We start from the raw sequence: 24,844 nt of genomic DNA, 5'->3' as shown, positions 1-24,844 counted from the left end.
AATTGGATATCTTGTGTCCTATTTTATAGAGCATTATGAAAAATGAATATAAAATATATAGTAGAGAAGATTGGACTTCGGTCCTCCCTTCCGAAGACCGGGGGAGTTTTTAATCGGTTTTTAGTCGTTGTTCTAGGCGCCGCTCTTTTCTTAGGAGCCTGCGTGCAAGATAGAGAGATTCGTTCCAAAGAATCCAAATTATACAAACCTAGTTTTGCGCTATTCGGTGATAGTATTTCCGCCTTCTGGCCTGTTGAAGAACAGTTCCCTGAGTTTGAAACTTACAAAAAAGCTTTTCCGGGAAGAAGGACCTACGAGATCCAAGAGGCTGCAAAGAACGAGACAGGAAGATATAGAGCGTGTATGCTGAATGGAGGTGTGAACGATTTTTTGAATAATTACGAACCCACCTGGGATGAAGTGAATGGTACCGTAAATCGACAACTCCAAACTTTGGAAATTTTGAAAGAGCACTGCGACTATATCATTACTTTGAACGTTTGGTCTGTGGAAGCTCCTTGGCCAGTACAAGCGGCATCTATGATCAACACTGAGATGAAAGAGAGAATGAACTCTGTTCCAAGGATAGATCCAGAAAATTTGATCCATAAAGAAATGTTATTGGATGGAGGACATCTTACTGATGAGGGATACGGAATTCTTTCCAATCGTGTGAGAGACTATCTGAAAGTCACTTTGCCTGAGTTCTGGTTGGAGTTCTTATGAGATATTCTCTTTTATTACTTCTGATCTTTCTTGCTCCTTGGTCTATGATCTTTGCAGATAATAAGGACTCCTTGCCCTATCCGGTTTGGGGGCAATCCTTGGGTGTATATAATATTTTCGTAATTAGCGCGGATGCTAAGGAATATAGGAACTCTACTGATTATGATCGAAATCGTACGATTTCTTTGATCGGAGAGTTGAAACTCGGGGATCATTTTTCGGTTAACGCAGGATATGGATATGTGGACCAGTACGCTACTCAAACCACTTCATGGAGCGGATGGGATAGATGGAGAGCAGGTTTAAAAACTTTTTTTAAATTCGGGATCTTGTCTGTCGGTGGAGGAGTTCATGTATACGGCCCTTCCGTTTCCGAACCTTGGATGGGAGAAAGAAATCCGGATCTATTTTTGGTTAGGCCTCATTTAGGTTTTGCTTTGGATTTTGGTAAGACCAAGTTCCAGGCTTATGCATTATATGAAAGAGAAACGGATTCTCATTTTAAGGATCCGATCCAAGACAAAATGTATCGTTATATGGAAGCAGGTGGAACTATTTCTTATGATCTGGATGAGAAATGGATCTTGCTTGCAGAAGTAACTTACAGACTTGCTGTAGAAGATACAATCTCGGTGGCTCGTTCGGATTCATTCAATCTTCACCCAGGATTTCAATATAAAATAGGAGAAGGTGGAAGATTGTTCTTAAGCGGTTTGTACGGTTTAAGAAAAGATAATACCTACGACCAAGGATTTAAGGTAGGATATCAACAGATGTTCGGGACAGAAGATTAAGCCTTAATCTTCTGTCTTGTAATACTTACTAGAAGCTTCTTTCAGGAACTTTTTCTCTTTTTTATTCAAAGAATTCATTCCTTCTTTTGAGATTTTTTCCAAAATACGATCTACTTCTTCTTTGGCCTGTTCCCTGGTTTTCATTTCTTCCTGCCAGCGGACCATTTTTCTTTTTTGTCTCCATCTGGAAAAAGAGAAGCTGGGGAGCTTGATCCCGAATCTATATTTGATCTTTGTATAATATAGGAAGTAAAGTCCTCCGGCTGCAAATCCTCCGAGCCCGTTTGCGATCGGGCTTCCACTTTGTAAACCGGCGAGTACTAGGATCACAAGAATGATGACCGCCAGATATTTTGCTTTGATCGGGAAAATTCCCCAAAACAATAATTCTCTATTTGGCCAAATCAATGCGTAAGCAGTGATGAGTCCGTACAATACGGCCGACATTCCGATCACGATCCCTTGAGAAAAACCTACAAGAGAAGCAAGAAGTGAGGCAACTCCTCCTCCCAGGATACAGAACATGAAATAACGTAGGAAATTTCTAGTTCCCCAATGGGATTCTAAGGCGGATCCGAACATCCAAAATGCAAGCATTTCGAATAAGAACCATAAACTAGGGGTATGGATGAAACTATAGCTTAGAAGTTGCCAAACGAAAAATTTGCCGATCACAAGTCCCGGGGTCAGTCCGAAAAGACCGAAAACTGCTGCCAGGATCGGGGGGAAGGTCAGGCTCAAGATGAACTCGATCCCGAAAATCGCTATATTTAGGATAAGAAGTTTACGAACGAGGGGGGAGGTCGAGACACCGAATCCACTAGAGAAAGACGCCATTACCCTCCTAGTTTTCTTTCTTCCTTTCGAACGACAACCTAAATCCCGAATTTTGTTTCCTTTGACAGTTTGGGCAAAATATAGTAAATGTTCCAGAAGATGGAAATCTTCTTGTACGGAGTCCGGGGTTCTATTCCTGCCCCCTTATCAAACCAGGAATACAGGGAGAAAGTAATTTCCATTTTAAGGCTGGTGGCCAAGTCGGAGGGAAAAGCTTTCTCTTCTCCCGAAGAATGGTTCGATAATTTGCCCGAACCTCTGAATTTTACCGTGGGTGGAAATACAACCTGTGTTCGAGTGGTCAGTTCTTCTGGTGCGGAATTGGTTGTGGACCTTGGGACCGGGGCAAGGGTCCTGGGAGAAGATTTAGTTCGAGGAAAATTCGGACAGGGAAAGGGAGAAGCTGCCGTATTTTTCACCCATACCCATTGGGATCATATACATGGGATCCCTTTCTTTAAACCGTTATACATTCCTGGTAATAAATTTACCTTTTATTCTCCGTTGGAAGATCTACCGGAAAGATTAAAATACCAACAAGAACCTAGATTTTTCCCAATCCATTTCGATCATTTCGGTTCAGAAAGAAATTTCCATAGGCTCCAGAAGGGAGAAGTTTTGGAAATCGGCGGTATCAAAATAGAATGGATCGCTCTCAAACATCCGGGCGGATCTATCGCTTATAAATTTACTGAAAACGGCAAAAGTTTCATTTTCGCGACTGACGCGGAATATAATGGAGAAGATTTTCCTCTCATCCAAGAGCAAAAACCATTCTTTCAGGGAGCGGAACTTTTGGTTTTGGATGCTCAATACACCTTGGACGAATCCTTCCAAAAATTCGATTGGGGCCATACTTCCTACACAATGGCGGTAAACTGTGCCTCCTCCTGGGACGTCAAAACTCTGGCGCTTACCCACCACGAGCCCGCCTATTCGGACGAAATTTTAGCTATCATCTTGGATGACGCCAGAACCCATGCTGAAAATCTTGGAGCTAAGGACCTATCCATAGTCCTGGCCAGGGAAGGAATGAAATTCGAACTCATATGAATCTATTTAGCGAAGGAATTCACAGAGCCATAAAAGCACTTTTAGTGTTCGCCTTACTCGGCGGTTTATTTTTCGGATATATCATTGCCGAGGTAGACGAGGGAGGAGAGCTTGCGATCTTAGCTTCCTACCAGCCTACTACTCCTACTCGTTTGTATGATAATAACGGGGTAGTATTTGCGGAGTTGTATCGTCATAAACAACAACTTCTGAAGTATCAAGATATTCCTCCTCATGTGATCCAAGCATTCCTTTCTGTAGAGGATAATAACTTCTTCAATCACTTCGGGATCGATTTCTCTGCAATCCTTCGCGCTGCAGTGGTCAATGTGATCTCAGGAAGGATCAAACAGGGTGGTTCTACTCTTACACAACAGCTTGCTAAAACTGTTTTGAACAATCGGAAAAAATCATTCATTCGTAAATTCGTAGAGGCTCTGTTCACTTTGCAGATAGAGCAGGAATACTCTAAGGAAGAAATATTAGAAATTTATTTTAACCTAATATACTTGGGCCACGGGACTACCGGGCTTTCCTCTGCGGCAGATGTATATTTCCATAAGGATGTTTCGGATCTGGATGTGGCAGAAGCTGCCCTTCTTGCAAGACTTCCAAAGGCTCCAGTGGATTATTCTCCTTACAAAAATCCGAGTGCTTCTAAGAGAGCACATTTGGAAGTACTAAAACTGATGGCGTCTCAAGGATTTGTTCCGGAAGATAAGATCCAGACAATTCACGACGAGTTTTGGGAAAAATACTGGCCGATCGTAATTACACAATCTCCTTCTCAGTCTACCTGGGGAACCAAACTGAATCGGGCTCCTCATTTTACAGAATTCGTAAGACAGAGATTATTAAAGGAATTGGGAGAAGATCGGATCTATAGCGGTGGTCTGAAAATTTATACTACCCTGGATATCCGTAAACAAGAGATCGCTCAGGATGAACTTCGTAAGGCACTGAAAAAACACGATGATATGGTTTCCGGTGTTACGGTAAACTATGCGGGCGGGGCCGATCGTGGTTTAGTGGGTTTATATAATTTTATAGGTTCTTTATTCCCAGTAGCTCCTCCTTTTGTGAGCCGTTTGGACGATAAGGCAAACTTCAGAGTCGCTCTCGAAAAAGAACTGATCGATTCTGCGGACGTACTCAGTTTACTTCTTCCAGCGGATAATGAATCCGCTGCATTTACCGAATTTCAAAAACGTTCCGCTGTTTTCGGCAAAAACCTTCACGTAGAAGGTGCAGCGATCACGATCGATCATACGAACGGTTATATCCAAACTATGGTGGGTGGATATGAGTTCACTCCTAAAAACCAATTTAACAGGGCAGTCCAAGCAAGAAGACAGACCGGATCTTCTTTCAAACCTTTTGTGTATGGAGCTGCGATCGCAGAAAGAGTCGTTGGTTCCGGAACAGGGATCATGGATGCTCCACTTACTACTTTAACGGAAGAAGGGGAAGGTTGGTCTCCTCAGGATTTCGATGGAGACTTCCAAGGGATGGTGCCTCTTTCAAGAGCTCTATCCATGTCTTTGAATATAGTATCTGTGCAGGTTTTATTGAGAACAGGTGCAGATGCAGTGATCGATTTTGCTTCTCGTCTCACGAAAGCGGATAAGAGCAGATTTATGGCAAGTCCTGCACTTGCTCTTGGTATCGCTGAATTGAGTCCTTATGAAATGGCAGTGGGATATTCTATCATTGCAAACAAGGGTAGAAATGTGATCCCGCTTTCGGTCCGTTATGTGATCGACCAATCCGGAAATGTAATTTATAACGAAGAGCAGAAAGTTCGAGAAGAATTGGATAAAGAAACAGAAGACGGCTCCATTCAAATTATCAGCGAAGGAACTGCGTATATTCTTCGTAAAATGTTAACCATGGTTGCCATGGGGGGAACTGCTGCTAACGGTCTTCATAGTCCTGACCAAGGGAATTATAAAGGGGTCGCCGCCGGAAAAACGGGATCCACTTCTTCTTTTACCAACGCATGGTATTGCGGATTCGATCCTAAGCTAACTACTGTTATATGGATGGGATTCGATAAGAGTTCGATCTCTTTGGGAAGAGGACAGGCTGCGGGTGTAATTGCAGTTCCGATTTGGGGAAAAATGTATCGTCGTTTTTATAACGGAGAGAATTACCCAAGTTTCGAAGATGAACATGGCCAAGATCCTCAACCAGAAGAAGTGCAAGGCGGAGGAACCTGTGCTTACAATGGGCTTTCTCCTAAGCCTGGTGTTTGTCCCGTTACTCAAAACCTGACATTAAAGCCGATCACTGTAGCTGGCGTGACAAAATCCGTTCAACCGAATCGTCAATGTGATGGAGATAGAGACCACCATAAGTCTATCGACTTCAGAGAATTCTTACAAATGGAATATCAGATCAGTGATGAAGAGATCGGAAAAACGGATCGCAAATTCAAACCGAACGCGGATTAACGCCGGTAATGAGTATTCCGCTTTTGTAATAAAATTATATTCGACTTTCTCTTAATTTGCCGGCGCGCTTGGTTTCATTATGCAAACCATCACCGGCAAAATCAAAAACGGAAAAATCATTCTAGATAAACCTGTTCCGACCCAAGACGGAAAAGTTTTCATTACCTTAATTGATGAAGACGAGGTTTCAAATTTCAAACTTGGAAGTACCGGAAAAGATCTCCAGAAGTTAGGCCTTGCCGGAATTTGGAAAGATCGAGGCCATAAAAGCAGTTCTGAGATCTCAAAAGAGCTGAGAAATAAAATGGAATCCAGACTTGCTAGTTGATTCTGATATTCTAATCGACTATCTTCGAGGGTTCAAAGAGGCGATCTTTTGGCTTCATTCGATCCAGGGTCGGGCCTATATTTCGGGATATACATACTTTGAACTGGTCGAAGGTTGTCATACTGCCTTGGATCTAAAGAGGGTAGAAAAGTTTCTAACGGCCTTCGAAATTCTATGGCTAGACGAAATGGAGATCCAGAAGGCTTTAGATCTTTTTAAGAACCATAAATTTAAGCTTGGGAATGGATTCGTGGATTGTCTGATCGGACAGACTTCGATCTATTACAAAAAGACTCTTTATACATTTAACATCAAACATTATCGGGTGCTTTCTGAAATTCAGGTCTTACGACCCTTTGAAAAGAGGAAAAAATAGAAGCGGAACTGTCCTTTTTTGGAGACACTGATTCTGTCTCGAAATTTCGAAATCATGGGCTTTTTTCGATCCGAAAAACAGCCCAAAACACGGTTTTGCCAAGAACGACTTTACAGAATATTTCCGCTTTCCGAAAGTGAAATGGAGGCGGTCCCGGAACGGGACGTATACACCGACCTCCGTAGGATCAAGATGTCGATAGAGATCAAGGTTCCCGAAATGGGCGAGTCCATTACGGAAGCAACAATAGCAAACTGGGTAAAAAAAGAAGGCGAACGAGTGGAACAGGACGAGGTCCTGGTGGAATTGGAAACCGACAAGGTGACCATGGAGGTACCGGCCCCCTCGGCGGGTGTTCTCCAAAAAATTAACAAGAAACCGGGGGAGACGGTCAAGATCAAAGAAGTGATCGGATTGATAGACCCTTCGGCCTCCGCAAAAAGCACTCCTACTACAAGCACTCCTTCTTCAACAAATACAGCACCAACAAACACAAATAGCGCGACGCAGAACGATACTCTTCCTCCTGCAGTTCGCAAACTGATAGATGATAACGGATTAAATCCTGCTTCTATCTCTGGCACGGGCAAAAACGGACAAATCACGAAAGAAGATGTGTTGAACGCGATTGCAAGTAAACAATCTGCACCTGCTGCAGTTTCCGCTCCGGCGGCAGCTAAAGCTGCACCTTCTCCTGAAATCCCGAAAGCAGTTCCTGCTGCTTCTAGAGGAAATCTTCCGAGAGAAAACGTTGTCCCTATGACTAAACTTCGCCAGACGATCGCGAATCGTTTGGTTGCTGCTCAGCATAACGCTGCTCACCTTACTACTTTTAACGAAGTGGATATGAGTGCGGTGATGGATCTTCGTAACAAATACAAAGACAAGTTCAAAGACGCACATAATGTGGGTCTGGGATTTATGAGCTTCTTCGCTAAAGCGGTGATAGGCGCACTCAAACATGTTCCTGCGATCAACGCAGAGATCAGAGGAACTGATATCGTATACAAAAACTATTATGATATCGGCGTAGCTGTCGGAGGTCCTAAGGGACTAGTAGTTCCTATCGTGAGAGATACCGATCTTCTGACTTTTGCTCAGATAGAATCTGAGATCGTAAGGCTCGCGAATAAGGTGAAGGACGGAAAAATCGATCTTTCCGATATGGAAGGCGGAACATTTACGATCTCCAACGGAGGGATCTACGGTTCCATGATGTCAACCCCTATCCTAAATCCTCCTCAAAGCGGTATATTGGGACTTCATAATATAGTCAAACGTGCAGTTGTAGTAAACGATCAGATCGTGATCCGACCTATGATGTATGTGGCTCTTTCCTATGACCATAGGATCGTAGACGGTAAAGAAGCGGTTACTTTCTTAGTGAAGGTAAAAGAAGCGATCGAAGATCCTACCCGCCTTCTTTTGGATGTTTAAGGAAGTCTAATAAATATGGCGGAACAATACGACGTATTAGTGATCGGATCGGGACCTGGCGGTTATGTAGGCGCGATCCGAGCTGCACAATTAGGATTAAAAACAGGAATTATCGAAAAAAGAAAAACTCTGGGAGGGACCTGCTTGAACGTAGGTTGTATCCCTTCCAAAGCACTTCTGGATTCTTCCGAAGAGTATCATAAAGTTTTACATAAGACGGATATCCATGGGATCGGAGTTGGCAAAGTTACTCTTGATTTGAACAAACTCATGGAACGTAAGAATACCATCGTCAAGGAAGTCACCGACGGAGTAGACTACTTGATGAAAAAGAATAAGATCACTCGTTACGAGGGTTTTGGAAAACTTTTAGGCGGCGGCCAAGTAGAAGTCGCTTTAGTTGATGGTAAAAAAGAAGTATTAAGCGCAAAACATATCGTTCTTGCAACAGGTTCTGTTCCGATCGATATTCCAGGACTTCCTGTAGACGGCAAAAATATCATTACCTCTGATCATGCGATCGATCTTAGATCGGTTCCTAAAAAACTGGTAGTGATCGGTGCTGGAGTAATCGGCTTAGAGCTCGGTTCCGTCTGGGGAAGACTCGGAGCAGAAGTTACCGTGGTGGAACTCCTACCAGGACTTCTTCCGAATACTGATAGATCGTTCGGAAGTTTACTGCAAAGAAGTCTAGAGTCCCAAGGTTTTAATTTCTTATTCGAACATAAGGTTCTTGGAGCTACTGCAGGTAAATCCGGAGCGAAAGTTAAGATCGCCGCACCAGATGGAAAAGAATCCGAATTAGACGCGGATGTAGTTTTAGTCGCAGTGGGGCGTAGGCCTTTTATCGAAGGGATCGGTTTGGAAGAAGCCGGGGTCCAATTAACTGAAAGAAAGAGGATCAAAGTGGATTCTCATTTCAAAACTTCTGCACCTGGGATCTATGCAATCGGGGACGTAATCGACGGGCCTATGCTTGCTCATAAAGCGGAAGAAGAAGGTGTTGCACTTGCCGAATTGATCGCAGGTCAATCCGGTCACGTAAATTACGCAGCGGTTCCAAGCATCATCTATACCTGGCCGGAAATGGCTTGGGTAGGAAAGGGAGAAGAGGAACTAAAAGCCGCCGGTATAGAATACAAGGTGGGTAAGTCATTATTCAAGCCGAACGCAAGAGCGAAGGCAATGAATGAAGCGGAAGGCCAAGTCAAAATTTTAGCGGATAAAAAAACGGATAAGGTATTGGGAGCATTCGTATTCGGACCAAGAGCTTCGGATATGATCGCAGAACTTGCGGTAGCGGTTGAATTCGGAGCTTCTTCCGAAGATATCGCTCGTTCATTCCATGCACATCCTACTTTGTCCGAAGTCGTAAAAGAGGCTGCAATGGCCGTAGACAAGTGGGCGATTCACGCTTAGGGAGATTCCGATTATGAAAATCGAACAATTGATGGCATTATACGGAGAGAACGGAGCATTACTCGAAGAACTTTATGAAAAGTTTAAGAAGGACCCGAACTCTTTGGACAAAGAGTGGTCTCTATTCTTCCAAGAAGTAGAGACTAACGGAGTTTATCCTAACGGCTCCAATGGGAACGGGAACGGGAATGGAAATGGTAAAACTGCTGTAACCACTTCTTTTACGGACGCTCAGGCGGGATCCATCCGAGAGATGGGGATCATCAACCTCTTGAATGCGTATCGTAGACAAGGTCACTTAGCTGCAAAACTGGATCCTCTTGAGATCTCTCAACCGAACAGAAAATTTATCGATTCTAAATTGGGAAATCTTACTCAGACCGATCTGGATACTGTAGTAGATACTCAAAATCCTTCTCTTGGTCGTGCGAAACTTAGAGATGTTGTGGATTGGTTCGAAAAAACCTACTGCAGCACAGTAGGTTACGAGCAATACTATCTAGTAAACGACGAAGAAAGAGAATGGCTCCAAAAACAAGTGGAGTCTGCGGATTATCATGCACCTCTTCCTAAAAGTATTCGTCTTAGATTATTCGAGAAATTATTCCAAGCGGATCATCTTGAAGGATTCCTTGCGAAAAAATACGTAGGTAAAAAACGTTTCTCTCTCGAAGGGGGAGAAAGTATGATCCCTATGCTCGATACCATCGTAGAGGAAGCCGGACGTTTTAAAATGGACGGACTCGTGATCGGTATGGCGCATAGAGGACGTTTGAACGTTCTTGTAAACGTGATCGAAAAACCTGCCTCTTTGGTCTTTGCGGAATTCGAAGAGAAAGCGGATAAGAACGCTCAAAATTACGCGGACGTTAAATACCATTTAGGTTATTCTAATAGCAAAATGACTTCGAGCGGAAAGGAAGTAAAACTTTCTCTCGCATTCAACCCGAGCCATTTGGAAGCTGTGAACCCAGTTGTCACAGGTTCTGTTCGTGCCCGCCAAGAGCAGTACGGTGATCAGGACCGTTCTAAGTTTATGCCGATCACCATTCATGGGGATGCAGCGTTTGCGGGTCAGGGTGTTGTGGCAGAAACCATCAACCTTATGAATCTGGACGGTTATACTACCGGTGGAACCTTTCACATCGTGATCAATAACCAGATCGGGTTCACTACTTTACCGAATGAATCCAGATCTACCTTATATGCGACTGACCTCGCAAAAGGTTACCAGATCCCAATCGTTCACGTCAACGGAGACGACCCGGAAGCTGTTTATCGAGTGACCAAACTCGGAATGGAATATCGCCAGAAATTCAAAAAAGATTTTATCATCGATTTGATCTGTTACCGTAGATTAGGCCATAACGAAACCGACGAACCTGCATTCACTCAGCCAAAGATGTATTCTATCATCAAGAACCATCTTCCTACAGCTCAACTGTATGAGAAAAAACTTATAAATGATGGAGACGTTACCGCAGAAGAATTGGACTTCATTAAGAACGGCTCTGCTCAAGGTTTAGAAGATTCTTTCCAAAGAGCGAAAGAGCAAGATATCAAAATGAAAGTCGATACTATGCAAGGCGTTTGGGCGAAATATTCCAAAGAACCTCTGGATAGCGGGACTGCAACCTCTCTACTTGCAGAACAAATAGATCGTATCGTAAAAGCGATCACTACGGTTCCTGCAGGCTTTACTCCGAATCCTAAATTAGTGAAACTTCTGCAAAGCCGTAAGGAAATGGCGGAAGGGAAAATTTCTTTGGATTACGGAATGGCGGAAGCTCTGTCTTTCGGTTCCATTTTGGAAAACGGATTTAGAGTTCGTCTTTCCGGCCAGGATAGTCAACGCGGAACCTTCTCTCATAGACATGCGGTCCTCGTAGATATCAATTCAGGAGAAAAATACGTAGGTCTGAATCATATTTCTGAAAAACAAGCGAAGGCAGAAGTTGTAAACTCTTCTCTTTCCGAGTTTTCCGTTTTAGGTTTTGAATACGGTTATTCTCTTTCCGATCCGAGTGCTCTCGTTCTTTGGGAAGCTCAGTTCGGGGACTTTGCGAATAATACTCAGGTGATCTTCGACCAATTCCTTTCCAGCTCGGAAGTGAAATGGCAGAGGATGTCCGGTCTTGTGGTTCTTCTTCCTCACGGTTACGAAGGACAAGGACCTGAGCATAGTTCCGGTAGGATCGAAAGATTCCTTCAACTATGTGCGGACAATAATATGCAAGTGGCGAACTGTACGAATGCGGCTCAGTATTTCCATTTGCTTCGTAGGCAGATCCTACGTAATTTCCGCAAACCTCTCATCATCTTCACTCCAAAATCTCTATTACGTTTCCCTGGTGCTCTTTCTCCGATCGATGATCTGTTAAAAGGAGCCTTCAAGGAAGTCCTACCGGATAGTGGTGACTTAAAAGCGGATAAGGTAGAAAAGGTTGTGTTTAGTTTCGGAAAGGTATATTATGATCTTCTTAAGTATAGAGAAGAGAATAAGGTGCAAAACACGGCACTTATCCGGATGGAACAAGTATATCCTTTCCCTGCGAAAGAAGTTCAGGAGATCTTGAAAACCTACAAAAACGCAAAAACTTTCGTATGGTGCCAAGAAGAACCTAAGAACCAAGGTGCATGGACTTTCGTGCGAGATAGACTTGAGGAAACACTCCCTGCTTCTGCGAAGCTCAAATACGCAGGAAGAAAAGAATCCGCAAGTCCTGCCGCAGGTCATATGAAAGTTCATACCCAGGAACAGGAACAACTAGTCGCGGACGCTTATTCGGCATAACTTATAAATGTCGAATAACGTAGGAGAACCAGTCCTCCTTGCCTTGGTCTTTGCGGATCGAGTGATCTCGGAGGACAACGGGAAAAAAGGGATCATAGGGACTTTTACCAAGTTCTTTGCCGGACAATTTCCCGTCGTTTTTCCTCCTTGGGGAATTTATGTTTGTGTTACCAATCTTTCTCCGGGAGATCATGAATTCTCCCTGGAATTAGAACACGCGGATACTGGCGAGAAAGTGATCGGGGTCGGCGGGAATATCCGCGTAAATAACGGCTCCGAACCGGTAGAGATCGGCATCCCAATCCCTCACGCAGTATTTCCGAAAGAAGGCCGTTATATCCTCTTATTCAAAGTAGGAACCGAGATCGTAGGAAGTCGCCCACTTTGGGTAGATAAACTAAATCCGGCCTGATCTAAAATTCTGTACGAATTCCTTCGTTTTCTTGTACATCCCGGAATAATTTTTTTCCAATATTAATCTTTCGATATATTTCCGGGATTTAGGCTTGCTTTGGAAAAATTTCCGACGTATTCTATCCTTCCTTAATATACAAATTTCTTATATATCGCGAAGTTTTTGCAGAGATCTATAAATTAAAAAATGTTTCGTCTGTAACTAATTATGCTACTGATCTTCGCGAATATAAGCTGGGACAGGAACTAAAGAATCGGTATGGATCATTCCGAGGAAAAATTCTCCAATCTACTTATAGAAAATTCCCAAGAGGCTCAGATCGTCATGTCTATGGAGGGGAAAATCCTCTTTTGGAATACGGGCGCTGAGGCTTTGTTCGGCTATTCTAAGACGGAAGCCCTTGGAGCTTTATTTGAAGAAATCTTATTACCGGAGGACCGTCCGGAAGAAAGTAAATCTAGATTAGGAACTGCATTAGAAACAGGTTCAGTATCTTTCGAATCGGTTCGCAAGAAAAAAGACGGATCTTTGGTCCTTGTGCATTCATTCTATAAGATCCTCCAGGAATCGAATACCAATTCCAGGTTCGTAGCCGTAACCGAGAGAGATATTACGTTACAAAGAACATTAAGAGATTCTAAATTAATAGAGGCTAGGTTTCAGGGACTTTTGGAATCTTTGCCGGATTCTATTGTGATGGTGAACGACACCGGGAATATAGTTTTCGTAAATGACCAAGCTCTTAAAATGTTCGACTATAAAAGGGAAGAATTGATCGGGAATGCGATCGAGATACTTCTTCCGAATAGATTTAGAGTAAATCATATCTCTCATAGAAATCGATATTTTACTCAACCTAGGACAAGATCCATGGGTGTGGGATTGGAGCTCTTCGGTAGGAGGTCCAACGGTGCAGAATTTCCCGTAGAGATTAGTTTAAGTCCTTATAGAACAGAAGAAGTGACCTTAGTGCTAAGCGCGATCCGTGATATCAGGGAGCGTATTAAAGCGGAGGCGAAGTTTAGAGGATTATTGGAGTCGGCTCCCGACGCAGTAGTGATCGTAAATCGAGACGGGAATATCGTACTCGTGAATTCTCAGGCAGAAAAATTATTCGGCTACCAGAGAGAGGAACTCCTACAAAAACCTGTGGAAGTTTTAGTTCCGGAAAGATTTAGAGCAAACCATCCGAAGAACAGGATCGGGTTCTTTAAGGATCCTAAAGTAAGGGGAATGGGAAGCGGCCTGGAATTGTACGGACTAAGAAAAGACGGAGTAGAGTTCCCGGTGGAGATCAGTTTAAGTCCATTGGAGACCGAAGAAGGAATGTTGGTCTCCAGTTCCATCCGGGATATAACTGAAAGAAAACAACAGGAAGAATTCAGACGAGCGGCATTAGAAGAGCAAAACGAAAGAATGAAGGAGACCGCCCGTTTAAAAAGCGAATTTCTTGCCAACATGTCTCACGAGTTAAGGACCCCTTTGAATGCGATCATAGGATTTTCGGAATTACTCTCGGATGAAAGGCCTGGGAACCTGAATGGGAAACAAAAAGAATACTTAACGGATATTTTAAATAGCGCGAACCATCTATTAAAATTGATCAATGATGTTTTGGATCTTGCAAAAGTGGAATCCGGAAAAATGGAATTATTTTTGGAAACTTTCTCCTTATCGAACGCAATCAAAGAGGTTTCTTCCGTGATTCGCCCTTTATTAAAGAAAAAGAAAATAGGGTTTTTGGTAAACGTAGAAGAAACAGTCGATATGGTTAAGCTGGATCCTCAGAAAATAAAACAGATCTTATACAATTTATTATCTAACGCGGTCAAGTTCAGTCACGACGGAGGAAATATCAGGATCAATATGGAGCCTATGGCTGGTAAATTTGTCCGTATGAGATTCGAGGACGACGGTATCGGAATTAAAGAAGACGATTTGAGCAGAATTTTCGAGGAATTCCAACAGATTGATAGTGGTGCAAATCGCCAATATCAGGGAACCGGGCTCGGACTCGCTTTGACTAAAAGGATCGTAGAGCTAATGAACGGAAAAATAGATGTTCAGAGTAGTTTAGGAAAAGGTTCCGTGTTCACCGTCATCCTTCCGCAAACGATCGAAAACGGTAACTGATATGCCTCCTAAAGTATTGGTCGTGGATGATAATCTAACGAATCTAAAACTAATTTGCGAACTATTGGAATTGGATAATTTCGAAGTATTAAAAGCTCATAACGCTGAAGAAGCAGTACAAATCATCGAAGATAATCCGTTGGACTTGATCCTGATGGATATCGAATTACCAGGAGTAGACGGATTAACTTTAACAAGACAACTGAAGAGTGATAAAAAAACGAAAGAAATCCCGATTATTGCCGTAACCGCATTTGCAATGAAAGGGGACGCACAAAAAGCTTACGGAGCGGGTTGTGATGGATATATAACGAAACCTATAGATACCAGGAAATTTATTGATCAGATCAGTACTTTTATCAAAGGGATCTCGAAATGATTCGCAATTTTTTGACCGTCCATTATAAATATATGATCCGAATTTCGGATTTATCTGTATGGTCATTTTAGTCGTAGACGACGCTTATCAGAATCGTAAATTGATCTCCGCTCAACTGGAAAGCGAAGAAAGAAAGATCATTACCGCTTCTAACGGTTTAGAAGCTTTGGAAATAATGGATCATACCGGTGTGGATCTGATCATTTCGGATATTCTTATGCCGCAAATGGATGGATATCAATTTTGTTCTCAGATCAGGCAGAGTGAAAAATTCAAACATATTCCGATTATCGTTTATACGGCTACTTATACTTCGGATTCGGACGAAAAGTTATCTTTCGATCTAGGCGCCGACGCTTTTTTAAAAAAGCCCACTAGTTCCAAACAACTGATCGAAACAGTCGAGACTCTACTTACAAAACCTAGACAGGATCGGAATGTTAAAAAATTAGTCATAGATTCCGTTCCACTAAGGCAATACAATCATAGGCTGGTAGAAAAATTAGAAGAGAAAAACTTCGAACTTCAAAGAAGAAGTGAAGAGCTTGGATACGAAATAGAAGAAAGAAAAAAAGCGGAAAGATTGAATAGAGAAGGGGAAGAGTTATTCAAAGAATTAACCGACGCGATCCATGAAGTGTTTTGGATGACTAGCCTTTCCAAAAACGAGCTAGTCTATATCAGCCAGGGTTATGAGCAAGTCTGGGGAAGATCCAGAGAAAGTCTTTTTAAAAATCCGATCTCTTGGCTGGAATGTATCCATCCTGAAGATAGGGATAGAGTATTTAATAGCGCAAAAACAAAACAAGTCACCGGAGAATATAGGGAAGAATATAGAATCATCCGCCCCGATGGGCAGATCAGATGGATCCGGGATAAGGCTTTTCCGGTAAAGAATGAAAGGGGAGAAACCGTTCGTATAGCAGGCGTAGCCGAAGATATTACTGAACATAAAGTAAAGGAAGCGCAACTAAAAGATACTGAGAAAAAAAGGGCCGAGCTGGAAGAACAATTGATCCAGGCCCAGAAATTGGAAAGTTTAGGCACTCTTGCAAGTGGGATCGCTCATGATTTTAATAATATTCTTTCTATCATCATGGGCCATACTTCAGTAATAGAAAATAATAAATCGAATCCTGAAAAATTTTCCCAGCATATCTCTGCTCTTCATACCGCAACTCAAAGGGGAGCGTCCCTTGTAAGACAACTTTTGACATTTGCAAGGAAAACTGAATTTAATTTGGAGCTTGCTCATATCAACGATATCGTATTAGAAATTAGTAAATTGATTTCTCAGACTTTTCCAAAGAGTATTAGGCTTTTTACCGACTTAAGTGAAAATCTTCCTATGGTCAAAGTGGATACAAACCAGATCCATCAGGTCCTATTAAATTTATGTGTGAACGCGAGAGATGCGATGTCGGAAGGTGGAATACTGAATGTAGAGACTTTTTTAGTAAATGCGGAAAACATCAAAATAGGTTATTCTAAAAGTATTTCGGATCAGTATGTACTTCTTCGGATCTCTGATTCCGGAAGCGGCATGAGTGAAAAAACAAAACAGAGGATCTTCGAGCCTTTTTTTACTACGAAAGATATCGGAAAAGGAACAGGGCTCGGGCTTGCATTGGCGTATAGTGTGGTTGAAAATCATAAGGGTTGGATCGAAGTCGAATCCGAACTTGGTCAAGGGACTACTTTTTTCGTATTTTTGCCTGTTCCTAAGGAAACTACAGAGATAAAAATTAAACCGAGTTTTTCCGAGCCGGGCGCCATCCGGGGAGATGAAAGTATCCTTGTGATAGAAGATGAGGAGCTCCTACGAAATATGTTAGGTGATCTATTGGAGTCCAAAGGTTATAAGGCTTTCCTTGCGGCGGATGGAGAAGATGGTGTGGAGCAGTTCTTACTTCGTCATTCGGAAATCTCTCTGGTGCTTACCGATCTAGGTTTACCTAAGTTTGGGGGAGAAGAAGTGATCAAAAGGATCCGAGCTATCCATAGTTCCGTAAAGATCGTTTTGGCGAGCGGTTTTATGGAACCTGAGTTGAAAGTTTCTCTGAAAGATTTCGGAGTAAGCTATTTCGTTCAAAAACCATATTTGGGTACGGAAATTCTTTCCTGTATCCGTTCTGCATTAGATCAGTAGTAAATTTCTATTTCGCTCCCTTCTTCATTAACTCAAATTAGTTTTCACTTAATTTTAAATTATCTTAGAAATAAAATATTGATCTGTGTAGCGATTGCTACAGTTTTGGTTTTAATTTAAGTGAAAAAGAGAAATGAAAATGAGCCATGCACGACTTTTGCCGGTACTCACCTGGAGGCTGGAGTTATTTACCCATACGGTCCCAGTTCCTTTTGCGGTTTATTTTTCCGCGGTAACAGGTTCCTTATATTCTCTGGAAGAATATATTTCAATGGGTTTTGCAGCAACGATAGCCGCAACCGCAATGTTACTCGGGGCCTTTTATCTTAGATATTTACGTCTGAAAAAAGCCTCTTATTTGGAAGATCATAGTTCGATCGATCCAAGACTTTTAACTTCCGCAAAGTCGATCTATATCACTCAACCGATCTACGAATCTTTTGTGATCGCAGGAAGATGGTTGTTCGGAGTATTACTCGCGCATTTGATCGTTTATCTGATCATAGGGTATCGCCCGAATCTGATCGCAACGATACCTGCACTCTATTTGGGAATTATTCCGATCTCGTTTATCAGCTATTTGTTCATTACTGAATATTCACTTCGTTCCGCTTTGAATAAGAATAAATTCAGAGGGGTGGAGGCGAAGACAAGGTTATTCTTTCCGTATTCAAAACGATTGCTTGTGGTCGTAATGGCAATGATCTCAATGCCATTCAGTTTGTTGGGATATATGTTGTATGCCACCGTTGATGGAAGGATCCGCTTAGAAAATCCTCTTATTCATTTGACGATCATGGCTTTTCTATTTTCCGTTCCTCTAATATTCACGGCTTGGATCGTAACGGAAGCGATACGAAGTAGACTTTCTTCAATAACTGGATTTCTGGAAGAAGTCGGAGAAGGGAATTTTGATCTGAAAATTTCACCTTCTTCCTTGGATGAATTCGGAAAACAGGAACAGAGGATCGGAAAAGTAGTAGAGAGGCTGAAAAGTTTGTATCAAGAGATCCAATCTTTGAACGAAGGTTTGGAATCTAAGGTAGAAGAAAGGACCAGGCAGTTAAAGGAAACTGCAGATGAACTTGGTAAAACTTTAGAAGAGATCCAAAAATTGAAACTAAGCCAGGACGGAGATTATTTTCTAACTTCTCTTTTGACAGAACCTCTTCATTCTATCTACTTGCAAAATTCAGAATATTCGGTAAAAACTCTTACGGTCCAAAAGAAAAAATTCCAATACAAACAGAAAGAAAGACAGATCGGTGGAGATATTTCACTCGCTCATTCCATTCGTTTAAGAGGTAAACCTTATCTTGCATTCGTAAATGCGGATGCGATGGGTAAATCCCTGCAAGGCGCTGTTGGAGCGATCATTCTTGGTTCTATTTCTAGGTCGATGATCGAAAGAACTCCTGCACTTTATCGGAATGTATGGCCTGAAAGATGGTTGAAGAACTGGTTTATAGAATTACAGAAAGTATTCGAAGCTTTCGAAGGTTCCTTGATGGCATCCGCGTTTTTAGGGCTTTTGGATGAGAGTAGAGGAGTATTGTATTATATAAATTGCGAACATCCTTCTCCTGTTCTGTATCGAGATGAAACTACAACTTTCTTAGAACCTAAAGAAAAGTATTTTAAAATAGGTCATTCGGGCATTAGTCGGAATGTTCATATAGAAGTATTCCAACTAAAACAAGGAGATGTTTTGTTTTCAGGTTCGGATGGAAGAGACGATCTTCTGATAGGTTCTGAAATTGATCCGGACGACTCTAGATTTTTAGAGATCGTAGGCAAGGCAAAAGGTGATTTGGATCTAACTTATGAATTCATTTTGAATGAAGGAGAAATTACGGACGATCTTTCTTTATTAAGGATAGAAGCTCCCAAAAAGAATCTATCTTCTCCGGATATTTTGGTGAAAAATTCGGATCAAAATAAGAACGGGACCCAAAAATCCGTTTCTATTCAAGAATGTAGAAGATTGGCTTTGGAATATTATTCCGGCAAAAAATATTCTAAGGCAGGGGAGCTTGGTTTGAAGTATGTTCAAAAAAGACCTACGGATACTGAATTCCTTTTTACCGTAAGTAAACTCCTTCGTAAATCCGGTAAGATCATTCTGTCAATCGATCTGGGAGAAAGGTATCGGATGAGAAATCCACAAGACCCTGATAATTTACTTCATCTCGCTGAGATGTACGCCTCTAAAAACAAATTGGAAAGATCCTTTCAACTTTTGGCAGAAGCGACTATGATTTCACCGGAACATCCGAAAGCGAAAAAACTTTCTGAATTTCTAATAGAGAAAACAGGACAGATCTCTGAATCAAGCGGGGATAGAAGGATATTAAGATAAAAGTTTCACACAGAGTTCACGGAGTGCGCAGAGTTAAATTACTTCCGTAATATTTACGAAAATAAAATCTCAGTGTTCTCTGTGAACTCTGTGCGAAACTTATCTCAGCTTTAATTTTCGGATCTCTTCTCCGATGGATATGTTTTTATATTCTAATCTTTCTTTACCGTAATAGAGTAATGCTTCGATCGAGTTCGATTTAGGGAAATACTTGCGGATCTCTGAGAGTTTGATCCGAATGCTGTTTGATTGTAAGTTTTGGTTTACGAACTCTGTATTCTCAGCTCTTAAAATGAGTTGGAGTTCCTTCGGCCCAAATTCTTTGGTTTTTTCGGAACGAATGACTGCTTCTGAAAATGTTTCTTCTTCTTTTTGTTTGGATAATGTCCTAAATGGAATTGTGATCCATTCGAATAATGCACCGATATCCGCAAACATTCCTAGGATATACCTGTTCCAAGGTTTTTCATCCGTATCTAATTGCCTATAACCATCCGATTTTTTATAATCGTAATGAATGATCTTTGTCTCTAAGGATTTTTTCTTTTGAATGATCTCTTTGTAGGAAGAAGCTTCTATCTTTATGACTATTTCTGAATTTTCAAATTCGTATTCTATTTTGCCCTTATTCGAAATTAATTCCTCTTCTTTCGAATCCAATAGACGAGATTCGATGACTTCTTGCTTGTATGGAAAAACCGTAAAACAGTTTAGGAAAACGAAATGCACTAATACTACGGATAAAAAAACTCTTAAATGTCGAATTTCTTTCACTGGAATAATGGGACCAGTCCATATGCAGATTCAAATGCGTCCGCCTGTTCTTCGCAGGCCCAGAGCTCTAAACTTTTATCATAGGTCTGGTTTGTGACCAAACTAAAGATCGCCTGGTTTTTTCTCACCTGACATCTCACAGTTTCGATCAGTCCCTGTCTGTTCCTATTACAAGCACTTGCGATCCTTAGGATTGCGGAAAGTTTTTGTACGACTTCTTGTTCTTTCGGGCCGACCCTCTGGAATTCCCTATGTTTGGATTTTGGAGCGCTCTTTCTATGATATCTTGCAGTAAGTGCTATGATCTCAATTTCTCCCCAGGTGAATCCTAACATCACCTCAGAGTTTCGGATTAGATAGTAACTATGTTTATGGTAGGCGGAATGGGAGATGAAAAGTCCGACTTCGTGTAGTAAAGAAGAAGCTTCCAAATATTCTCTTTCTTCTTTTCCGAGTCTATGTACAGGTTGTAACTGATCGAAAATATCCAATGCTAATTTAGCAACATGGCGTGCGTATTCCTGATCTCGAGTGTAGGAAACGAGTAGATTCAGTATGGATTTTTGACGGATATCGTCCAGATGTTTGGAATGTTCCGTGTCCTGAAAATGTTCCCATTTCCGGATCGTGTCATAGATGATCCCTTCTCTAAGTGCGAATTCAGAGACTGTCATGTCCGGCAGATCCAGAAGTTGGAACAATTCATCCAAGATCAGCATTCCACCCACGATAATATCCGCACGTTTGGAATCGAAACCGGGGATTTTTCCCCTCTTCTTTGCTGTGTCCGCTTCCAAGACCAAATTCCTGGCTCGTTTAAATTCTGAAGATTGAAATGTATAATGGTTGAGTGGCCTTTCTTCTACTTCTCCTTCAAATGCTCGAATGATCCCTGCAGTTGCCTGGACTGTCCCTGAGGAGCCGATGATGATTTCCGGTTTTAGGTCCTTGATGATCTTGCGGAAAGGTAGAATGATCTCTTCTACATATAGTTTACATTTTCGGATCTGAGAAGAATCCAAAGTTTCAGATCTTAGAAATTTTTCTGTGAGTCGAATGGCTCCTAATTTGAAACTTTTGGAGAATAGAATGTCCCCTCTATAGCCTACGAGAACTTCCGTACTTCCTCCACCTATATCTACAAGTAGAACCTTTTTATCGAAAACCGGAAGGCCTTGCAGGACCCCGAAATAGATTAACCTTGCTTCTTCATATCCACTGATTACGTCTATTTTGATCCCGGCTTCTTTTAAGGCGGCAGCCTGGAATTCGGACCGATTGGAGGCTTCTCTCATTGCAGAAGTGGCGACTGCTCTGATTTCTGCCTTAGAATTGTCTGCAAGCATCTTAAAACGCTTCAAACAGTCGATTGCTCGCTTAAATGCGGGGGGATCGATCTCTCCACCTTCTTCCAAACCGCTTCCGAGACGAACGTTCTCCTTCTCTCTGGCGATTGCTTCAAAGGTTCCGTTTTCTCGGACCCGAACGATGATCATATGAAAGGAGTTTGTGCCTAGATCGATGGCAGCTAGGGTGTTTTCCCGGACCATAAGTTCCCCATGTTTATGGAGGTCGCAAAGGCTTCCAATTTGTTTTTCGTTTTTTTTGTTTTGGAATTGCCCGTAAGGATCGGGCAGGAAATATTGAATTGGATCGTGAGAGTAAAATCCTAGAGATTTTCACGATTTGAGCAGATAATAAAAAAGATCAACCGCCTTCTGGCAGCAAAGGAAAGAAATGATATTCGATAAGCTATACGGATTATTTTCCAACGATATGGGAATCGACCTCGGAACCGCAAACACTCTCGTCCATGTAAAAGGACAAGGTATCGTTCTTTCTGAGCCTTCCGTAGTAGCGGTTCACGCAGCTACGGGCAAAGTTCTCGCAGTAGGCCAGGAAGCGAAAAGAATGCTTGGTCGTACTCCGGGAGAGATCGTGGCAATTCGCCCGATGAAAGACGGAGTGATCGCGGACTTCGAAACTGTCGAAAAGATGATCCGCTATTTTATTGCAAAAGTCCATAATAGAACTACTTTCGTAAAACCTAGGATCGTGATCGGAGTTCCTTCCGGGATCACAGAGGTGGAAAGACGTGCGGTTCGTGAGTCCGCAGAACAAGCTGGAGCAAGAGAGATCTTCCTTATCGACGAAGCACTTGCTGCTGCAATCGGTGCAAACATTCCGATCAATGAACCTGCCGGAAATATGATCGTGGATATCGGTGGTGGAACTACCGAGATCGCGGTAATTTCACTTGGCGGTATGGTAATTGCCGAGTCCATCCGTACAGGTGGAGACGAGTTCGACGATGCTATCATCAAATATCTTAGAAACCAATACAACCTGGTAGTCGGTGAAAGAACTGCAGAAGATATCAAGCTTACTATCGGTAACGCTTACCCTGAGAAAAAAACCGAGACCATGGAAGTAAAAGGTAGGGACGCAATTTCCGGATTACCTCGTACTTTGGAATTAGAATCCAACGAGATCCGTAAGGCTCTCAAAGAACCTACAGACGAAATTTTAGACGGGATCAAAAGAGTTCTAGAAAGAACTCCTCCGGAACTTGCTTCAGATATCGTGGAAAGAGGAATCGTTCTCACCGGAGGAGGATGTCTTCTTCGCGGTTTAGAAACGTATCTTTCCAAAGAAACCGGAGTGCCTGTGTTCAGAGCGGAAAACCCTCTGACTTGCGTGGTACTCGGAACCGGAAAATTCCTAGACGAAGTCAAGTATCTGAAACCTGGGATCCGTTAATTCGGATTTCGGTTTCTAACCGACTGTCCCTTTTTTTAGGATACGGAATTTTTTATGCTTTGGCTCCAAGTAAGTAAAAGTAAGGAAACGGTCTCTCTTCTATTCTGTATCGTATTCTCTCTTCTCTCTTTAACATTTAAAAGTAATGTTTTGGTTCGAGGGATTGCAAGTTTTCAAAGAGTAGGGGATTCTGTTTCCGGTTCGATCGACGGAGTGGGCTCTTTTTTCAAAGGGGCTTATACTAAATTAGAATCTTTTGAAGCAGTTCGTCAGGAAAGGGACGCTTGCGTCGCTGCGATCGACGATTATAAACTTCTTCCCCAAGATCTGGAAAGGATCGGCCGGGAAAATGAAAGCCTTCGAAAAGAATTACGTTTTAATACTAGACAAAAATTCTCCACGGTCAAAGCGGAAGTTCTTTCTGTTCGTTTGAATTCCATTTATAGGACCATCATCATAGACAAAGGAACTGAGGCCGGGATCAAACCTTATATGCCTGTCACTGCTAGAGCCGTGAACCAAAAAGGTGAGATCATAGAAGCGTTAGTCGGAAAAGTGATCGCAGTCACAGGCGGTTCTTCAGTCATCCAACCGATCATCAATTCTAATTATAGCATGGGTGTTTCTATTCCGGAGAGTAATCTTTGGGCAACTCTTTCAGGTAACTCAGGTAGAGGAATGGAAGCTCTGATGAATTATATAGATAGCGGGATCATTATAGATCCTAGGATCTTCGGAGATTATCCAATGGGTCCAAGCGAGATGATCCAATATACGGAATCATTGAGTAAGATCGGAAAACCTGTATATAGCTCCGGGGCTTCCGGAATGTTCCCACCTGGAATTCCTGTTGGAATTATTACGGAAGAAGGTCCACGAAACGGAAGTTTCAAAACCGCATTCTTAAAACCATTCGTACGTTTCGATATGTTGGAGTCTGTTACGATCCTAATGAAACTTCCTGAAAAATGGGCGGAGACTTGGCCGGAAGGACAGAATATTAATATCGAAAATCCTTATTTCGGTGAATTAAATTATCCTAAAGAAGACAGAGAGCCGAAGGCCCCAACTCCTAATGGAAATAAACCTGTGGAAGCTCCTAAGCCTAAGCCGGAAGGTAAAGGTCCAGGATTCTCGGACGAGGAAACGAACTGATGATCTTAGAATATATAGTCATCGGCGCTGGGATCCTGATCTCACATTTCTTGAATGGAACAAATCTATTCGAGATCTCCGGATTTAAACCGGACTTTATGGTCATCTTCGTTTTATTCTTCGCGCTTAGAAGAGGAACTATGGCGGGGATTTGGATCGGATTTTTCGGAGGATTACTTTCCGATTCCGGTTTAGGCGGAGAGATCGTAGGGAACGTAGTCACCTACAAGATAGGGCTTCACTCTCTTACATTCTGCGTGATGGGATATATAGTAGGAAAATTCGCAAGACCTGCCTACCACGAAAATCAGATTTCCATCATGTTGTATTCTTTGATCGTAACTTTGATCTCAAGGATCGCTTCTTATTTCTTGTTCTCTTTATTCTTTCATGAGAATCTGAACTATTCCATTATCAGTACGTCCATCTTTAACGGTGCGATCGCTCCTATCTTCTTTTGGATCTTAGGAAAACTGTACAGATTGGAGCAGGCGGAAGGATAA

The 24,844-nt window shown here is 42.1% G+C and carries 20 protein-coding genes; 17 read left to right on the top strand and 3 right to left on the bottom strand.

The features are described from left to right. Positions 1–42 precede the first annotated feature (42 nt). Together EHQ64_RS01190 and EHQ64_RS01185 are read left to right on the top strand one after the other, a co-directional pair. Positions 43–726: an SGNH/GDSL hydrolase family protein gene (locus tag EHQ64_RS01190; protein ID WP_135647684.1), complete on the top strand. Its 684-nt coding sequence runs from the start codon at positions 43–45 to the stop codon at positions 724–726. Next, on the top strand, positions 723–1,520 hold the full coding sequence (locus EHQ64_RS01185; RefSeq protein WP_135647683.1) for a hypothetical protein: 798 nt from the start codon (positions 723–725) through the stop codon (positions 1,518–1,520). The genes EHQ64_RS01190 and EHQ64_RS01185 overlap by 4 nt, the downstream gene beginning before the upstream one ends. Positions 1,521–1,523: 3 nt before the next feature. Here EHQ64_RS01185 and EHQ64_RS01180 read toward each other — a convergent pair whose 3' ends face one another. Continuing rightward, a complete protein-coding gene (locus EHQ64_RS01180; protein ID WP_135647682.1) occupies positions 1,524–2,357 on the bottom strand; it encodes a rhomboid family intramembrane serine protease in 834 nt (277 codons plus the stop codon). A 99-nt stretch (positions 2,358–2,456) separates the two neighbouring features. On the opposite strand from EHQ64_RS01180, the gene EHQ64_RS01175 reads away from it, so the two are divergent. The 12 genes from EHQ64_RS01175 (at position 2,457) to EHQ64_RS01120 (ending at position 19,652) form a co-directional block, all read left to right on the top strand. Beyond that, entirely contained in the window at positions 2,457–3,410 is a 954-nt protein-coding gene (locus tag EHQ64_RS01175; RefSeq protein ID WP_135647681.1) for an MBL fold metallo-hydrolase, read from the top strand. After that, positions 3,407–5,863, top strand: a complete 2,457-nt coding sequence (locus EHQ64_RS01170; RefSeq protein WP_135647680.1) for a penicillin-binding protein 1A — start codon at positions 3,407–3,409, stop codon at positions 5,861–5,863. The genes EHQ64_RS01175 and EHQ64_RS01170 overlap by 4 nt, the downstream gene beginning before the upstream one ends. A gap of 79 nt (positions 5,864–5,942) precedes the next feature. After that, on the top strand, positions 5,943–6,191 hold the full coding sequence (locus tag EHQ64_RS01165) for a hypothetical protein (RefSeq protein WP_135647679.1): 249 nt from the start codon (positions 5,943–5,945) through the stop codon (positions 6,189–6,191). Continuing rightward, the gene (locus tag EHQ64_RS01160) at positions 6,181–6,567 is read left to right on the top strand and encodes a PIN domain-containing protein (protein WP_135647678.1); all 387 of its coding nucleotides are present in this window, start codon (positions 6,181–6,183) and stop codon (positions 6,565–6,567) included. The genes EHQ64_RS01165 and EHQ64_RS01160 overlap by 11 nt, the downstream gene beginning before the upstream one ends. A gap of 192 nt (positions 6,568–6,759) precedes the next feature. Further along, entirely contained in the window at positions 6,760–8,004 is a 1,245-nt protein-coding gene (odhB, locus tag EHQ64_RS01155; protein ID WP_135647677.1) for a 2-oxoglutarate dehydrogenase complex dihydrolipoyllysine-residue succinyltransferase, read from the top strand. Between the two features lie 15 nt (positions 8,005–8,019). Next, a complete protein-coding gene (gene lpdA / locus EHQ64_RS01150) occupies positions 8,020–9,423 on the top strand; it encodes a dihydrolipoyl dehydrogenase (RefSeq protein WP_135647676.1) in 1,404 nt (467 codons plus the stop codon). Between the two features lie 13 nt (positions 9,424–9,436). After that, positions 9,437–12,217: a 2-oxoglutarate dehydrogenase E1 component gene (locus tag EHQ64_RS01145; RefSeq protein ID WP_135647675.1), complete on the top strand. Its 2,781-nt coding sequence runs from the start codon at positions 9,437–9,439 to the stop codon at positions 12,215–12,217. Positions 12,218–12,224: 7 nt separating this feature from the next. Continuing rightward, positions 12,225–12,629, top strand: coding sequence for a DUF6941 family protein (locus tag EHQ64_RS01140; RefSeq protein WP_135647674.1), 405 nt, complete (start codon positions 12,225–12,227; stop codon positions 12,627–12,629). A 261-nt stretch (positions 12,630–12,890) separates the two neighbouring features. Next, positions 12,891–14,765, top strand: coding sequence for a PAS domain-containing protein (locus EHQ64_RS01135; RefSeq protein WP_135647673.1), 1,875 nt, complete (start codon positions 12,891–12,893; stop codon positions 14,763–14,765). A 1-nt stretch (position 14,766) separates the two neighbouring features. Next, a complete protein-coding gene (locus EHQ64_RS01130) occupies positions 14,767–15,144 on the top strand; it encodes a response regulator (protein ID WP_135647672.1) in 378 nt (125 codons plus the stop codon). Between the two features lie 58 nt (positions 15,145–15,202). Further along, positions 15,203–17,293 (top strand): ATP-binding response regulator, encoded by a 2,091-nt coding sequence (locus EHQ64_RS01125; RefSeq protein WP_135647671.1) that lies wholly within the window; start codon positions 15,203–15,205, stop codon positions 17,291–17,293. A 139-nt stretch (positions 17,294–17,432) separates the two neighbouring features. Continuing rightward, positions 17,433–19,652: a SpoIIE family protein phosphatase gene (locus tag EHQ64_RS01120; protein WP_167882330.1), complete on the top strand. Its 2,220-nt coding sequence runs from the start codon at positions 17,433–17,435 to the stop codon at positions 19,650–19,652. 99 nt (positions 19,653–19,751) lie between these two features. On the opposite strand, the gene EHQ64_RS01115 is transcribed toward EHQ64_RS01120, so the two are convergent. Next, positions 19,752–20,426 carry a hypothetical protein gene (locus EHQ64_RS01115; RefSeq protein ID WP_135647669.1) on the bottom strand — a complete coding sequence of 225 codons (675 nt, stop codon included), beginning with the start codon at positions 20,424–20,426 and terminating at the stop codon, positions 19,752–19,754. Further along, positions 20,423–21,976 carry a Ppx/GppA phosphatase family protein gene (locus tag EHQ64_RS01110; protein ID WP_135647668.1) on the bottom strand — a complete coding sequence of 518 codons (1,554 nt, stop codon included), beginning with the start codon at positions 21,974–21,976 and terminating at the stop codon, positions 20,423–20,425. Before EHQ64_RS01110 ends, EHQ64_RS01115 begins: the two co-directional genes overlap by 4 nt. A gap of 187 nt (positions 21,977–22,163) precedes the next feature. Between EHQ64_RS01110 and EHQ64_RS01105 the strand changes: the two genes are divergently transcribed. The 3 genes from EHQ64_RS01105 to mreD are packed head-to-tail and all read left to right on the top strand — an operon-like array spanning position 22,164 to position 24,844. Beyond that, on the top strand, positions 22,164–23,186 hold the full coding sequence (locus tag EHQ64_RS01105) for a rod shape-determining protein (protein WP_008595388.1): 1,023 nt from the start codon (positions 22,164–22,166) through the stop codon (positions 23,184–23,186). A gap of 54 nt (positions 23,187–23,240) precedes the next feature. Continuing rightward, entirely contained in the window at positions 23,241–24,341 is a 1,101-nt protein-coding gene (gene mreC, locus EHQ64_RS01100; RefSeq protein WP_135647667.1) for a rod shape-determining protein MreC, read from the top strand. Then, complete coding sequence (gene mreD / locus EHQ64_RS01095) at positions 24,341–24,844, top strand: rod shape-determining protein MreD (RefSeq protein ID WP_135647666.1); 504 nt, start codon at positions 24,341–24,343, stop codon at positions 24,842–24,844. Before mreC ends, mreD begins: the two co-directional genes overlap by 1 nt.

The sequence above is a fragment of the Leptospira sarikeiensis genome, from assembly GCF_004769615.1.
In the GTDB taxonomy this organism is placed as follows: domain Bacteria; phylum Spirochaetota; class Leptospiria; order Leptospirales; family Leptospiraceae; genus Leptospira_B; species Leptospira_B sarikeiensis.
Note: the sequence above shows the minus strand (reverse complement) of the source record. Positions and strands in the feature narration are given on the sequence as shown.